The 13,656-nt window shown below is 65.7% G+C and carries 13 protein-coding genes and 1 tRNA gene; 10 read left to right on the top strand and 4 right to left on the bottom strand.

Translation table 11 applies throughout. The features are described 5' to 3' along the window. Positions 1-145: 145 nt before the first annotated feature. From rpoD to AC1DIN_RS02360, 4 genes are all read left to right on the top strand, one after another. Positions 146-2,158 (top strand): RNA polymerase sigma factor RpoD, encoded by a 2,013-nt coding sequence (gene rpoD, locus AC1DIN_RS02375; protein WP_441469760.1) that lies wholly within the window; start codon positions 146-148, stop codon positions 2,156-2,158. A 222-nt stretch (positions 2,159-2,380) separates the two neighbouring features. Then, positions 2,381-2,941: a hypothetical protein gene (locus AC1DIN_RS02370; RefSeq protein ID WP_476808533.1), complete on the top strand. Its 561-nt coding sequence runs from the start codon at positions 2,381-2,383 to the stop codon at positions 2,939-2,941. 86 nt (positions 2,942-3,027) lie between these two features. Next, positions 3,028-3,639, top strand: coding sequence for a LysE family translocator (locus tag AC1DIN_RS02365; protein ID WP_476808532.1), 612 nt, complete (start codon positions 3,028-3,030; stop codon positions 3,637-3,639). A 7-nt stretch (positions 3,640-3,646) separates the two neighbouring features. After that, positions 3,647-4,072: a secondary thiamine-phosphate synthase enzyme YjbQ gene (locus AC1DIN_RS02360; RefSeq protein WP_476808531.1), complete on the top strand. Its 426-nt coding sequence runs from the start codon at positions 3,647-3,649 to the stop codon at positions 4,070-4,072. A 5-nt stretch (positions 4,073-4,077) separates the two neighbouring features. Here AC1DIN_RS02360 and AC1DIN_RS02355 read toward each other — a convergent pair whose 3' ends face one another. Further along, the gene (locus AC1DIN_RS02355) at positions 4,078-4,329 is read right to left on the bottom strand and encodes a DUF2798 domain-containing protein (protein WP_476765093.1); all 252 of its coding nucleotides are present in this window, start codon (positions 4,327-4,329) and stop codon (positions 4,078-4,080) included. A gap of 150 nt (positions 4,330-4,479) precedes the next feature. Further along, the gene (locus AC1DIN_RS02350) at positions 4,480-4,797 is read right to left on the bottom strand and encodes a hypothetical protein (RefSeq protein WP_441469755.1); all 318 of its coding nucleotides are present in this window, start codon (positions 4,795-4,797) and stop codon (positions 4,480-4,482) included. Positions 4,798-5,002: 205 nt separating this feature from the next. Between AC1DIN_RS02350 and AC1DIN_RS02345 the strand changes: the two genes are divergently transcribed. Continuing rightward, positions 5,003-5,290, top strand: coding sequence for an HlyU family transcriptional regulator (locus AC1DIN_RS02345; RefSeq protein WP_441470032.1), 288 nt, complete (start codon positions 5,003-5,005; stop codon positions 5,288-5,290). A gap of 28 nt (positions 5,291-5,318) precedes the next feature. Here AC1DIN_RS02345 and AC1DIN_RS02340 read toward each other — a convergent pair whose 3' ends face one another. Beyond that, a complete protein-coding gene (locus AC1DIN_RS02340; RefSeq protein WP_476808530.1) occupies positions 5,319-6,338 on the bottom strand; it encodes a 2-dehydropantoate 2-reductase in 1,020 nt (339 codons plus the stop codon). A 180-nt stretch (positions 6,339-6,518) separates the two neighbouring features. On the opposite strand from AC1DIN_RS02340, the gene AC1DIN_RS02335 reads away from it, so the two are divergent. Further along, positions 6,519-7,766: an MFS transporter gene (locus tag AC1DIN_RS02335; protein WP_476808529.1), complete on the top strand. Its 1,248-nt coding sequence runs from the start codon at positions 6,519-6,521 to the stop codon at positions 7,764-7,766. Here AC1DIN_RS02335 and AC1DIN_RS02330 read toward each other — a convergent pair. Continuing rightward, positions 7,739-8,161, bottom strand: a complete 423-nt coding sequence (locus AC1DIN_RS02330) for a VOC family protein (RefSeq protein ID WP_441469752.1) — start codon at positions 8,159-8,161, stop codon at positions 7,739-7,741. The two genes, AC1DIN_RS02335 and AC1DIN_RS02330, sit on opposite strands and share 28 nt — an antisense overlap. Before the next feature lie 142 nt (positions 8,162-8,303). On the opposite strand from AC1DIN_RS02330, the gene AC1DIN_RS02325 reads away from it, so the two are divergent. From AC1DIN_RS02325 to AC1DIN_RS02310, 4 genes are all read left to right on the top strand, one after another. Next, on the top strand, positions 8,304-8,714 hold the full coding sequence (locus AC1DIN_RS02325; RefSeq protein WP_441469751.1) for an acyl-CoA thioesterase: 411 nt from the start codon (positions 8,304-8,306) through the stop codon (positions 8,712-8,714). 311 nt (positions 8,715-9,025) lie between these two features. After that, entirely contained in the window at positions 9,026-11,434 is a 2,409-nt protein-coding gene (locus AC1DIN_RS02320; protein ID WP_476808528.1) for a methyl-accepting chemotaxis protein, read from the top strand. Between the two features lie 113 nt (positions 11,435-11,547). Beyond that, positions 11,548-11,623 (top strand) — tRNA-Ile (locus AC1DIN_RS02315). A gap of 383 nt (positions 11,624-12,006) precedes the next feature. Then, a complete protein-coding gene (locus tag AC1DIN_RS02310; RefSeq protein WP_476765099.1) occupies positions 12,007-12,381 on the top strand; it encodes a VOC family protein in 375 nt (124 codons plus the stop codon). The last annotated feature ends 1,275 nt before the right edge of the window (positions 12,382-13,656 follow it).

Raw genomic sequence — 13,656 nt, 5'->3', positions numbered from 1 at the left:
TCACGATTCGTCAACGACGTCTGGTGCCATCTGCGAATAGATTTGGGTGGGTGAGCGCGCCGGGCCTGCGGTCGCGCCGCCCTTTTATGCGTCGGTATATGACTTTTCTGGTCATGGCCGGCGCGCGAGTGCGGAGCGCTGATTGATGGCGACGAAAGCGAGCGAACGGGAAAAGACCGATCAGGTCGCGCCGGATGCCCCCCCGACTACCGACGGCCCGTTGCTCGATCTGACCGATCAGGCCGTAAGGCGGATGATCAAGCTCGCGAAGAAGCGCGGCTATGTCACCTATGACGAACTGAACGAAGTGCTGCCCTCGGAGGAGTTCTCCTCCGAGCAGATCGAGGACGTGCTCGGCCAGCTCAGCGAGCAGGGCATCAACGTCGTCGACAACGAGGATCCGGAAGCGGCAGGCGAGGAACGCGCCAACCGCAAGGATGCCGCCGGCGGCGACGACGACGAGGTCGAGGGCGGAGATCTGGTCGAGGCATCGCGCCAGACGCTTCCGACCGAGACCAAGCGCAACCTCGAGCCGACCGAGCGCACCGACGACCCGGTGCGCATGTATCTGCGCGAGATGGGCTCGGTGGAGCTTCTCTCCCGCGAGGGCGAGATCGCCATCGCCAAGCGCATCGAGGCCGGCCGCGAGGCGATGATCGCGGGCCTCTGCGAGAGCCCGCTGACCTTCCAGGCCATCATCATCTGGCGCGACGAGCTCGTCGACGGCAAAGTGCTGCTGCGCGACATCATCGATCTCGAAGCGACCTATGCCGGCCCGGACGGCAAGAACCCGGCCGTCCCCGGCGAGGAGGAGGGCGAGGAAGGCGAGCAGGCTGAGGCCGCCGAGGGCGAAGCTCCGCCCGAGATGGACGACGACGACATCGAGAACAACGTGTCGCTTTCGGCCATGGAGGCCGAGATCAAGCCGCGCGTCCTCGAGACGTTCAACGCCATCGCCGACGACTACAAGAAGCTGCGTCGCCTGCAGGACCAGGACATCGCCAACCGGCTGGAGAACACCAAGCTCTCGCCGTCGCAGGACCGCAAGTACAAGAAGCTCAAGGACGACATCATCACCGCGGTGAAGTCGCTCTCGCTCAACAACAACCGCATCGAGGCGCTGGTCGAGCAGCTCTACGACATCAACAAGCGCCTGATCGGCCATGAGACGCGCCTGCTGCGCCTCGCCGAGAGCTATGGCGTCGGCCGCGAGGACTTCCTCAAACAGCATGTCGGCGGCGAGCTCGATCCGAAATGGCTGCTGCGCGTCTCCAAGCTCGGCTCGCGCGGCTGGAAGGAATTCGTCGCCTCGGAGAAGGACCGGATCAAGGACCTGCGCGAGGAGGTGCACACGCTCGCCTCCGAGACCGGCCTGGAGATCCAGGAATTCCGCAAGATCGTGCTGATGGTCCAGAAGGGCGAGCGCGAGGCCCGGCAGGCGAAGAAGGAGATGATCGAGGCCAATCTGCGTCTCGTGATCTCGATCGCCAAGAAGTACACGAACCGCGGCCTGCAGTTCCTCGACCTGATCCAGGAAGGCAATATCGGCCTGATGAAGGCGGTCGACAAGTTCGAGTACCGCCGGGGTTATAAGTTCTCGACCTATGCGACCTGGTGGATCCGGCAGGCGATCACCCGCTCGATCGCCGACCAGGCCCGCACGATCCGCATCCCCGTCCACATGATCGAGACGATCAACAAGATCGTGCGGACCTCGCGCCAGATGCTGCACGAGATCGGCCGCGAGCCGACCCCGGAGGAGCTGGCCGAGAAACTGGCCATGCCGCTGGAGAAGGTGCGCAAGGTCCTGAAGATCGCCAAGGAGCCGATCTCTCTGGAAACGCCGATCGGCGACGAGGAAGACAGCCATCTCGGCGACTTCATCGAGGACAAGAACGCGATCCTGCCGATCGACGCTGCGATCCAGTCCAATCTGCGTGAGACCACTACGCGGGTGCTCGCCTCGCTCACCCCGCGCGAGGAGCGCGTGCTGCGCATGCGCTTCGGCATCGGCATGAACACCGACCACACCCTCGAAGAGGTCGGCCAGCAGTTCAGCGTCACCCGCGAGCGCATCCGCCAGATCGAGGCAAAGGCGCTCAGGAAGCTGAAGCATCCGAGCCGCTCGAGGAAGCTTCGGAGCTTCCTCGACAACTGATCGCGAGCAGGCCGGCGGCGACGCCTGCCGATCGAGAACGGAGCCCGCTTCCATGCTTTGGAGGCGGGCTTTTCTTTTGGCACGCGCTGAAGCCAGCGCCAGATCGGTCCTCCTGCGAATGCAGGATGCGGCCGGGCCGGCGGCTGGTCAGTCTGCCGCCGCTCGACGATCTGGCGGTCGGTCGGTCATCGACATCGCTGCCTTGCGCTCAGGAGGTTGCCCGTGCTTCCGTTCAGCTACGATGCCCTTGCCGAGCGCTTCGCCACGATCCGCCCCTGGGCGAAGAACGCGATCGGCGACGCCACCAATCGCTGCGCCATCTGCATGGGCTACACGCTGCGCCTGACGCCGTCGCAGGACGACGCGACGATCCAGACCATCATGAATGCGGATATCAGGGCATCCTTCCAGGGCGCTCCGCCGCTGGCGGGCGGGCCTCGCCCGGGAGTGCTGCCCGGCTCGGGGAGACCGCTCGGCGGGCTGAGCCAGCTCCTCTTCATCCGCGCTTCGGAGTTGCTTCCGCGTGTTCAGCGGGCGTATGGCCCGGCCGATATCGAGGGCGTCTGCAAGGATGTCACCTCCAAGGTGCTGGGCCGGAAGGGCGTGCTCTATCTGGAGAACTGCTACCAGACGAGCGGGGACAAGAGGCGTTCCTTTCTGTTCTTTCAATGGACGAATGGCGACCATTGGGACCTGTTCGACGGCACCACCATCATCGCGCAGGAGGAAAAACTGGCTGGCAACAGGCATACCGGCCAGCTCTATTTCTGGCAGGCGCGCTGACGCGCCTGATGTCACCGCGGGCTGGCGCGACTTGATCTTCCGGGCGAGAGAGGGGCCTCCTGCGCCTCCCAGCCGCCGGAGGCGCCATGTCCCCAGAATTCCTGCTGACCTCGCTGATCATCGTCGCTTCGCCGGGAACGGGGGCGATCTACACCATTGCCGCCGGCCTCACGCGCGGCAGCCGAGCGAGCGTGCTCGCGGCTATCGCCTGCACGATCGGGATCGTGCCGCATCTGATCGCGGCGATGATGGGCATCGCGGCGCTGCTGCACGCCAGCGCGCTCGCCTTCGCCATGGTGAAATATGCCGGCGTCGCCTATCTGCTCTACATGGCCTGGCAGACCCTGAAGGAACATGGCGCGCTCAAGGTCGAAACCAAGGCCGATGCGCGCTCGGCCTGGCTCGTGCTGCGCGACGGGCTGGCCATCAACCTGCTCAACCCCAAGCTCTCGATCTTCTTCGTCGCCTTCCTGCCGCAGTTCATCGCGGCCGACGAAGCCAGTCCGATGGGGCGTATGCTGGAGCTCTCGGGCGTGTTCATGGCGATGACCTTCATCGTCTTCGCGCTCTATGGGCTCTTCGCCGCGGCGATGCGCGACAAGGTCATCGGCCGCCCGGCGGTGATGGCGTGGCTCAGGCGCAGCTTCGCTGCCGCCTTCGTCGCGCTCGGCGCCAAGCTCGCGCTCACCGAGCGTTGAAATCGCAATGCCGCGCCAGACGATCCTGACGATCGATACGCTCGGGGCCGGGCTCTACGAGTTCACCGACCGCGCCGTGGCCTTCGTGCGCGCCGGCGGGGAGACGAGCGGGCTGCTGACGCTGTTCGTGCGGCACACCTCCTGCTCCCTGCTGATCCAGGAAAATGCCGACCCCGACGTGCGGCAGGATCTCGACGCCTTCTTCCGCCGGCTGGTGCCGGCCGCGGATGATCCGGCGATGGCTTATCTCGTCCATCGCGCCGAGGGGCCCGACGACATGCCCGCCCATATCAAAGCGGCGCTGACGCCGGTTTCCCTCTCGGTTCCGGTGATGGGCGGGCGGCTCGCGCTCGGCACCTGGCAGGGCATCTATCTCTTCGAGCACCGGGCCAGGCCGCATCGGCGCGAGGTCGCGCTGCACCTCGGCGCGTAGCGGACTCAGGCCGGCGGAGCCACGACCAGCGCGACGAGGCGCCGGACCACGGGCAGCACCAGCAGCAGGGTCGGGAAGGCGACGATCCAGGACAGGGCCCAGGAGCCGGGCCAGGTCTGCAGGAATTCGGCCGTCGGGCCCAGCGCCTTCAGCGTCGAGATACCCGAGACGACGAAGGTCATCAGCACGGACAGGAAGAATGGCATCGCCACCCCGGCGTAGCGGGCAGGGAGGCGGCGGAAAACAAGGCGAGGCATCAGTCAGGCTTTCGCAAGTGGCAGGCCGTTCGGGAGCACCCGATACGGCCATGAGCCGGTTGGGTGCGTTGCCTGACGTGAGACGCTTACGAACGGGAACGAAGCCCGATGGCGGCTCCATAGTCGATTGGCGTGGCGCTGCCAAGCCGTCTACCGCGCCACGAAAATGTCAGGGGCGGGCAAGGGCTCCCAGGATTCGCCGGCGCCAACGAGACAGCTGATGCCGGTGGGCGCGGTGGCGAGCAAGGTCCAGGTGCCGGCGGGACCGACATAGAGCTCGAACAGCATGCCGCTCTCGGTGAGACCGCTCCCGACCATACGCTCGCCGAAAGTCTCGCGGAGTTTTCCGGCAACATGGGCGCGTTCGGCACAAGGCCGCTCCGGCGGCGCAGGCTGCTGGGCGAGGACGCGGGGCGCAAATGCCACGCCGGCCAATCCAGCGATCATCAGGACCTTGATCAATGTCACGGCCACCTCCCTGTCCGGAGGCGGCCGCCTGGGCGGCACGACGACGGCAAGTCTTGCGACCGCCCAGAACAGATTTGATGTGGGAAGTCCGTACGGTCGTTCAAGCGCCCGAGGCAGCGCGGCGGGCCAGTTTCGGCGCGCCGAAACAGTGCTCCCCTTGGCGCTGCTCCTGTCCTATATCAGCGGCAAGCAATCCGGAGGTGCCATGTCTTTCTTCAAATCCCTGTTCGGCGGTCGCAAGGCCGCGGAGGAGAAGCCGGCCGGCCCGGTCAAGAGCATCGAGCACAACGGCTTCACCATTCACGCGACGCCCTATCAGGAGGGCGGCCAGTACCAGCTCTGCGGCGTCATCGAGAAGGTGATCGAGGGCGAGACGAAGAGCCATCGCTTCATCCGCGCCGACCGCTTCCCGGGGCAGGCCGAAGCCGCAGACTTCACGCTGATAAAGGGCCAGCAGATCGTCGACATGGAAGGCGAACGAATCTTCCGCTGAGCACTGGCGCCGGCGCAGCCGAGGCGCGCTATTTGCCCGGGGCCCGCCGCAGCGCTTGCAGAAGCTGGTCTGCGGTCCATGGGGACCATGGGCTTTGCGCTTCGGCATCATGGACGAGTTCGCAGAGCCGGGCATTGACGGGGGCGGTTTGTCCGAGCCCTGCCGCCAGCCTGACCACCTCGCCATTGATCCAGTCGATTTCGGTGAGGCGGCCGGCCGCGAGGTCTTCGGCCATCGAGGAGCGCGCGCTCGGGTCGATGGCAAGCATGCGCCGCGCCAGCGCGCTGAAGGCGAGGTCCGGCGATTCGAGCAGGGCGGGGATCCACCGCGCGGGCAATGGCGTAAGCCGCGCGGGTTCGATGCCCGCCTTGTCCAGAAGCGAAAGCGCCTCGCGCTGTGCCGCGGCGAGGCAGCGCCGAAAACCGCGCTGCGACAGTTCCTGCTTCAGCGGTTGGCCCGCCAGCGCATTGATGGCGTTGTTGAGGTTGAGCAGCAGCTTGGCCCACTGAACGGAGCGCATGTCGACCGGTCGCGTCAGCGTCAGGCCGGCGCGGCCGAAAATCGCGAGGCGTTGGTCGGCATCGCCGCCGGCCTGCACATAGAGGTGCCCTTCCGAAGCCTGATGGAACCGACCCGGTTCCTTCGAGACGACGTTGAACGGCACCATGCCGTCGAGGACGGTGCGATCGCCCAGGGCTTCCCGGAGCAGGGCGCCGTTGCCGAGGCCGTTCTGGAAGCTGACGATGGCGGCGGCAGGCGGCAGCGCCCCCGCCAGATCACGAGCGGCCACAGCCGTGCCGCCCGATTTGACGGTGACGAGCACGAGATCGGCATCGGACGCCATGGTGGCGTCCGCGCCGAAGACGATCGCCTCGGGCGGCACATGCCAGCTGCGGCCGTCATAGTATGAGACGGTCAGGCCCTCGCGCGTCAGCACCTCGCCGATGGCGGGGCGCCCGACGAAGCGGACATCGCCACCGGCGGCGAGGAGGCGCCCACCGAGATAGCAGCCGATCAGGCCGGCGCCGTAGATGCAGATCCTCGTCATGTCCCGCGCTCCCGCCGCTTCGGTGTTCCGTCAAAGAGCGGGGTCGTCAAGCGCAGTCGGCAGGCCGATCCTGCCGCGGTCGCGCGGCCGTCCTGCCTCCGGCGCGCTTGTCCGGGGCATCCCAGTCGCTAAAGCTGCCGGGAGAAGAGTCATCTCCAAACAGGTGGCCGCCGAGGAAACATGTCCCATCCTGCCGACCGCTACCAACCCGATTCTCCTTACGCCTGGCTGCGCCTTGCCGTCGCGCTGGTGATCGGCACCGTCGCCTGCGTTGGCTCCTGGTCGGTCGTGGTGGTACTGCCGGCGATGCAGGGCGAGTTCGAGACGCTGCGCGCCGGCGCCTCGCTGCCCTACACCTTCGCCATGCTCGGCTTCGGCGCCGGCAACATCATCATGGGCCGTGTCGCGGATCGCTACGGCATCATGGTGCCGATCATCGCCGGCGCCTTTCTGCTCGCGGCCGGCTACACCGCGGCGGGGCTGTCGCATTCGCTCTGGCAGTTTGCGCTGGCGCATGGGCTGCTGATCGGGATGGGCAGCGCGGCGGGCTTCTCGCCGCTGATCTCCGACCTGTCGCACTGGTTCCGCCGCCATCGCGGGCTCGCCGTGGTCTGCGGCGCCTCGGGCAGCTATCTCGCCGGCGTGGTCTGGCCACAGGTCATCACCTGGGGGCTGGCCCATCATGGCTGGCGCGCCACCCATTTCGGCATCGCCGTCGTGGCGCTGGTGGTGATGCTGCCGCTGGCTCCGTTCTTCCGGCGCCAGCCCACGGCCGCGACGCTGGCCGCCGCGGAGGCGCACAGCGCCGGGGCGCGCGGCGATCTCGGGCTGAGCGCCAACCAGCTCCAGCTCCTGCTCTGCGTCGCCGGTTTCGCCTGCTGCGTCGCGATGGCGATGCCGCAGGTGCATATCGTCGCCTATTGCGGCGATCTCGGATACGGCGTCGCCCGCGGCGCCGAAATGCTATCGCTGATGATGCTGCTCGGCATCATCAGCCGCATCGGCTCGGGCTTTGTCGCGGATCGGATCGGCGGAGCGGCGACGCTGGCGCTCGGTTCGCTGATGCAGGGCGTCGCGCTCTTCCTCTATCTCTGGTTCGACGGGCTGACCTCGCTCTATGTCGTCAGCGGCATCTTCGGCCTGTTCCAGGGCGGCATCGTGCCGATGTACGCCGTCGTCATCCGCGAATACCTGCCGGCCAAGCAGGCGGGTGTGCGGATCGGCATCGTCATGTCGGTGACGGTGCTCGGCATGGCGGTCGGCGGCTATCTGTCGGGCGTGATCTTCGACTATTTCAGCTCCTACCGGATGGCCTTCCTCAACGGCCTCGCCTGGAACCTCGTCAATCTGAGCGTTGTCTGCTGGCTGATGCTGCGGTCGCGGCGGCCTGCGCCGCCGGCTCAGCTTGCCGGCGAGGCGGGGCGGTAGGTGCCGAAGCACCAGATATGGCCTTCCGGGTCCTTGCAGATGAAATCCCGGCTGCCATAGGGCTGGTCTGTGGGTCCCATGCAGATCTCGGCGCCGGCCTTGCGGGCGCGCTCGCAGCGCGCGTCGATGTCGTCGGTCGCAATGTAGGGCGAGGCGGTGGTGCCGCCGAGCTCGGCCGGGCGCGAGACCAGCTTGCCGAACGCGTTGTTGTCGGACGAGCCGAGCATCACGAAGCTCGCACCCATGCGCAATTCGCCGTGGAGCAGCGTCCTGCCATCGTCCGAATAGTAGGCGGCGTGCTTCTCGAAGCCGAACGCCTCGATCAGCCAGTCATACATGCGCGGCGCATCGGCGTAGCGCAGCGAGATGCAGATCATCGGCTCCGGCGTGGACATTGGCGGCGATCCCCTTCGGTGAAACCTCGGTGACTGTCGCCGGTAACTTTGCGCGAAGCAAAGGAGGCAGGGGCGCTTGCCTGTCGCTGGCCGCCTCGCCATCATCGCCGGGCGGATCTCCGCCAAGCCTTGCAGGACGCCCATGACCAAAGCCGACCATCGCCATGACAACGAGCCGCGCGGCACGCTGACGGTGCGGACCATTGCCATGCCCGGCGACACAAACGCCAATGGCGACATTTTCGGCGGCTGGGTGATGTCGCGGATGGACCAGGCCGGCGGCATCGCCGGTGTCGACCAGGCGCAGGGGCGCGTGGTCACGGTCGCGGTGGATGCGATGACCTTCATCCACCCTGTGAAGGTCGGTGACGTGCTGAGCGTCTACACGGAGATCGAGTCGATCGGCCGAACCTCGATGAAGATCCATGTCGAGGCCTGGGCCAAGCGCTTCCGCACGACCCTGCACGAGAAGGTCACCGACGCGACCTTCACTTTCGTCGCGATCGACGAGGAGGGCCGGCCGCGCCCGGTGCCGAAACCGGCCAAGGATTGAGCGCGCCGCAATTCCTAACGGGGCGTGAAGCTGCCCCCGAACGATGTGATTCAAAAGAATCCATTTAAACCGTTCTTTAAGCGCGTCCGGACGATGCTGCGCCACGACAGACCGGGGAAGACCCGGCCGGGGGAATTCATGTCCGTTCGATGCCGCATGCGGGTCCAGCCGCCTGGCCGTTGCCAGGGGAGGGAGGGGATTCCCATGGCCCCGGCGCTACCGGTTCGGCACCTCCCGGCTGTGGCCCGGCAAGCATTCGTTTTCCCTTGAGTTCTTCGTTCAGCGTTGCGTAATATCCGGAGTACGACTTCATGACGAAAGCCAAGCCCGCGCGTGAGGGCAAGCCGTTGCGGATCGGCATTGCGGCACGGATCTATGCAGCACTCGGCATGATGACGGCCCTGACCCTCGTCTCGTCCTCGGTTGCATGGTTCTCCTACAATCGCGTCGACCAGACGGTCGACGATCTCGTCGGCAAGAAAATGCCGGTCGTGGAGCTCGCGCTGGAGCTGTCGCAGGCCGCGACCCAGTCGACCGCGCTGGCAGCGCGCTTCAGCGAAATCGAGACTGTCCAGCAGCGCTCCGCCCTGACGGGTGATCTCGACAAGGTCGAAGCCCGGCAGATCGACCTGCTGCGCCGCATCGCCGAGCAGGGTCAGGTCGACAAGGCGAAGGCACAGGCCGCGATCGACACGCTGTCGCGCCAGATCAACGACATCAACGACCTGACCGGAGACCGGCTGCGCAACGTCTCCGAACAGGGCGAGGCGCTGGACAAGCTCTCGAAGGCACGCGAAGGCTTCACCGCGCTCGCCGATTTCGAGACGGGCGATGCGCAGTTCAACGTCAAGATGAACATCGCCAGCGCGACCCAGCTCACGGGCAAAGAGGTCGAGGAGGCGCTGTCCAGCATCATCGACAAGGACCTGGCGGCGCTGCAGACGGCGCAAGCGCTGCAGCTCCAGGTCAGCGAGTTGGTCGGGTTGCTGCGCGAGATTTCGCAGATCGAGAGCCCCGAGAAGCTCGAGAACGCAAAGGCGCGCTTCAAGGCGATCCTCGGCCAGGTTCGCGGCTTCCTCGCCGCGGCGGACAAGATCCAGGCCAATCCGGCACGCGCCCAGGCCGTCAACGCCGTGATCGATCTCGGCGAGGGGCAGAGCGGGCTGATCGCGATCCGCGAGCGCGATCTCGCTACCCGCAGCGCGATCGATGCCGGTCTCAAGCAGACCCATGTCGCGGCCGAAGCGGTCCGCGCCCAGGTCGGCGAGCTCGTCAGCACGGCGCGCAGCGAGGCCGTGGCTTCGGGCGATGCCAGCGGGGCGCTGATCGACCAGAGCAAGCTCTGGCTCGGTGGCATCGGGCTCGGCTCGCTGCTGATCGCGTTGGCGCTGTCGCTGTTCTATGTCCGGCCGATGATCGTCGGGCGCCTCAATCGGCTTTGGGCTGCCACGAGGGCGATTGCCGACGGTGCGCTGGAGACTGCGGTCGACACCAAGGGCAATGACGAGATCTCCGACATCTCGAAGAGCGTGCTGCTCTTCCGCGACAATGCGGTGGCACTGCGCGCCGCCGAGGCCGCCAAGATCGAGGACCAGGCCCGGGCTCAGGAGCAGCGCCGGCAGATGATGCAGGAGCTGGGCGAGGCCTTCGGCGTGGTGGTGGCTGCGGCTGCGGCCGGCGACTTCAGCCAGCGCGTCGCGGCCCAGTTCGCGGATGCCGAGCTCAATGCGCTCGCCGGCTCGGTCAACACCCTGCTGGAGACGGTCCGGACCGGTCTGTCCGAGACCTGCGAGGTTCTGGCGGAGCTTTCGGCCGGGCATCTCTCAGCCCGCATCGAGGGGCTCTACCAGGGCGCCTTCGCCGAGCTCAAGGACGGCACCAATGCGCTGGCCGACGAGTTCGAAAGCACGCTGGCGCGTCTTGCCGAAACGGTTTCGGCCGTGCGCAGCGCCACGAGCGAGATCCTTGACGGCGTCACCGATCTCGCCGAGCGCACCAGCGAGGAGAGCAACGCCGTCTCGATGGCCACCAACCAGCTCGGCGCCTTCGCCGGCACGGTCAAGAAGACCGCAAGCGAGGCGGCCCAGGCCACCGGCATGGCGCAGGGTGCAGAGCAGCGTGCGCAGCAGGGCGAGAAGGTCGTCGCCTCCGCGCTCGAAGCGATGCAGCGCATCCGCCAGTCCTCGAGCAAGATCTCCGAGGTCATCGCGATGATCGACGAGATCGCCTTCCAGACCAACCTGCTCGCGCTCAATGCGGCCGTCGAGGCGGCGCGCGCCGGCGATGCCGGCAAGGGCTTCGCGGTCGTCGCCACCGAGGTGCGCAGCCTCGCCAAGCGCTCGGCCGATGCCTCGAACGACGTCAAGAAGCTGGTCGAAGCCGCGCATGGCGACGTCAAGGTCGGCGTCGGCCTGGTCGAGGAGACATCCGCCATGTTCGGCGCGATCGTCTCCTCGGTGAACGAGCTGACCGGGCTGATGAACGGCATCTCGCAGACCGCGCGCAACCAGGCGACCGACGTCTCGGCCATCAACACCGAGATCGACGGCATCGGCACGATGGCGCATCAGAACGCGGCGCTCGTCGAGGAGACCAACGCAGCGCTGGCGCTGACCGACGAGCAGACCCGTGCGCTGACCGAGCACATCGCTCGCTTCACCTTCCGCGAGGGGCACGCAGCCGGGCATCACGACAAGCCGGCCATGGCGAGCGCTGCCTGAACTGCAAGGCGCTGACAAGACGAAGGCCCCGCGCAGCTGCGCGGGGCCTTTTCCTTTTCAAAGTGGCCGCTGGCGCCTTGCTTGCCGGCCTCGGGCGGTGCTAGGCGAGTGATGGGCCGGTAGCTCAATGGTTAGAGCTCGCTGCTCATAACAGCGCCGGTGCCGGTTCGAGTCCGGCCCGGCCCACCAATTATCCTGTAAGTTATTGAATTTGTTTTGATGTCTTTTCCGCGCGACGCCAGCCGGGCTTTGGGGGCGTCGGAAGGCAGGCGCAACTGCGTTCACTGCAAGTGCCGGCCAGTCAAACAGGGCTGATGTCAGAGCCCGAACTGGGTCGGAAGCGGAGATTGGTTCGGTGTCTGTGAGCGGACATTCGGCTTGCAGTAATCGCTGCATCTTCAGAGGTGGGTAGGTGCGGGGCTTGCCCCCAACCCTGCGGAAGTGCCTTGTGACGGACTGATCATTTCTCAAAGGCCGCACAGGGCAGCTGACGATCATCGGTTTTTATTCGCGGTCAGCCGCTCGTCTCCGCGCTCGATTATCTCGCGCAGGCCCTCTTTGGAGATAAAGATATGTTCACTCATGTCATGATCGGCAGCAACGACCTGGAGCGTGCTAGAGATTTCTACGACGCCACATTCGCCGCGTTAGGAGGCGAGCCTGGCGAGATAGATGCCAGAGGCAGGCTGATCTATGCCCACAAGGGCGGTCGGCTGATGATCACGAAGCCGATCGACGGCAATCCAGCGACCGCGGCCAACGGTGGGACTATTGGTATCGCCGCTGCGAGCCGTGACCATGTTCTCGCGTGGCATAAAGCCGGCGCCACGCACGGTGGGACGGCGATCGAGAGCCCGCCCAGCGAGCGCCCGAACGGAGCCTTCGTCGCCTACCTTCGCGATCCGGACGGAAACAAGCTCAGCGCGCGCTCTCAACCGACGAAGTAACACAATTGGCAGCAGCCGCTCCGAAGATCATCTCGCTTTTCGGGAAATTCGCCGGCAAGCGGACGGTCCAATCTCGGTCTCTCCTTTCGGGTCAATCGGCCCGTCAGGAAGCGGACCTCCCCTCAGTCACAGATGGGTCGATAGCGGTCAGAGAATCACCGGCCTGCATGTGAGTTGACCAAATGCGGTCAAGCGTTGGCTAGACCGTACGAAGCGTTGACTGGGAATCTGCCCGTCAGCGGCCTCGACGCAACTACACCTCTCAGATTCCGCGGGGGTCGCGTCGCTTAGCGGCAAATGACGGATTTGTTTTGCTCAGTCATGGTGCATATGTCCACTCGTCGCTCTTCGCGAGGGAGTGGCCGATAGGTGCGCATGCTGTCGCGAGTGACCAAGACCGCGGCGCTCTGCTGAGGCGGGACATAGGTTGCGCACCCAGCAAGGAAGGCGCAGCATGCGGTAACGGCAAGCATCTTCATGCTGTTTCTCCCGGTGCGGCTTACAGATTGAACTCTACCACCAGATGCTTGACAACGGCGTTGATTTCACAAGATGCCCGGTCTTCGAAGGGGCCGGCCTTTATCGTTTGGCTGGAACGTCCTGGACGGGTCGAGAGCTGATTATCAGAAAAGCTGACGAAGCTGGCCCGCGACGTGAATCCCGGACTAAGCGGATTCCGAACGTGGGCGTGGGAAAGAAGCCGGCCGAAAGGCCGGCAAAGTCGCAGCGGCTGCAACTTTCCTGCTCAAGCTTAAATATTGATCTTGTTTGGGTAAGGTGCTCCGGCGCGGCCCGCCAATCCTCGCGAGGCGTCATCGGCTTTGGGCTCTCCAGTCGGAGACCGCCACAAGCTGATGCTCGGTCCAGCGCACAGGGCGGCGGCCAGGCTTCAGTGACCGGGTGTTCGGGAATACTCTTCGTCTGGAATTGGCCAGTCTCGGGACCGGCCGAAGTCTTCGAGGTCCGCCGCGAGCTTCTTCATCTTGTCGCCCTCGTCATGACGGTCCGCAAGATAATGAACCATCATGAGCCGGCGGGCCTCCCTCAGCTTCCTGAGCCACGCTTCCCGCTCGTCTCCAGCCATCCCAGGACCTCTCATCCTTGATCGCGAATGGGGTAGATGTCCGTCCTCGCCAATTCAGAGCGCGCATGCTTCCGTGGGAATTGGCCGAGGGGCGAGTGCTTCGGCCGCGTACCTTGCCGCAGGATACGCCAAAAGCGACGGCAACGCCCTAGGCTTGGATGAGCACTGCTTCGGCGTTGACAGCTCCGGCG

This window comes from Allobosea sp. 05T438, from assembly GCF_056396025.1.
Note: the sequence above shows the minus strand (reverse complement) of the source record. Positions and strands in the feature narration are given on the sequence as shown.

Bases quoted from the DNA above. Each gene is read 5' to 3' on its own strand.
- rpoD (WP_441469760.1), top strand. From the start codon at position 146: ATGGCGACGAAAGCGAGCGAACGGGAAAAGACCGATCAGGTCGCGCCG.
- AC1DIN_RS02365 (WP_476808532.1), top strand. From the start codon at position 3,028: ATGTCCCCAGAATTCCTGCTGACCTCGCTGATCATCGTCGCTTCGCCG.
- AC1DIN_RS02360 (WP_476808531.1), top strand. From the start codon at position 3,647: ATGCCGCGCCAGACGATCCTGACGATCGATACGCTCGGGGCCGGGCTC.
- AC1DIN_RS02355 (WP_476765093.1), bottom strand. From the start codon at position 4,329: ATGCCTCGCCTTGTTTTCCGCCGCCTCCCTGCCCGCTACGCCGGGGTG.
- AC1DIN_RS02345 (WP_441470032.1), top strand. From the start codon at position 5,003: ATGTCTTTCTTCAAATCCCTGTTCGGCGGTCGCAAGGCCGCGGAGGAG.
- AC1DIN_RS02340 (WP_476808530.1), bottom strand. From the start codon at position 6,338: ATGACGAGGATCTGCATCTACGGCGCCGGCCTGATCGGCTGCTATCTC.
- AC1DIN_RS02335 (WP_476808529.1), top strand. From the start codon at position 6,519: ATGTCCCATCCTGCCGACCGCTACCAACCCGATTCTCCTTACGCCTGG.
- AC1DIN_RS02330 (WP_441469752.1), bottom strand. From the start codon at position 8,161: ATGTCCACGCCGGAGCCGATGATCTGCATCTCGCTGCGCTACGCCGAT.
- AC1DIN_RS02325 (WP_441469751.1), top strand. From the start codon at position 8,304: ATGACCAAAGCCGACCATCGCCATGACAACGAGCCGCGCGGCACGCTG.
- AC1DIN_RS02320 (WP_476808528.1), top strand. From the start codon at position 9,026: ATGACGAAAGCCAAGCCCGCGCGTGAGGGCAAGCCGTTGCGGATCGGC.
- AC1DIN_RS02310 (WP_476765099.1), top strand. From the start codon at position 12,007: ATGTTCACTCATGTCATGATCGGCAGCAACGACCTGGAGCGTGCTAGA.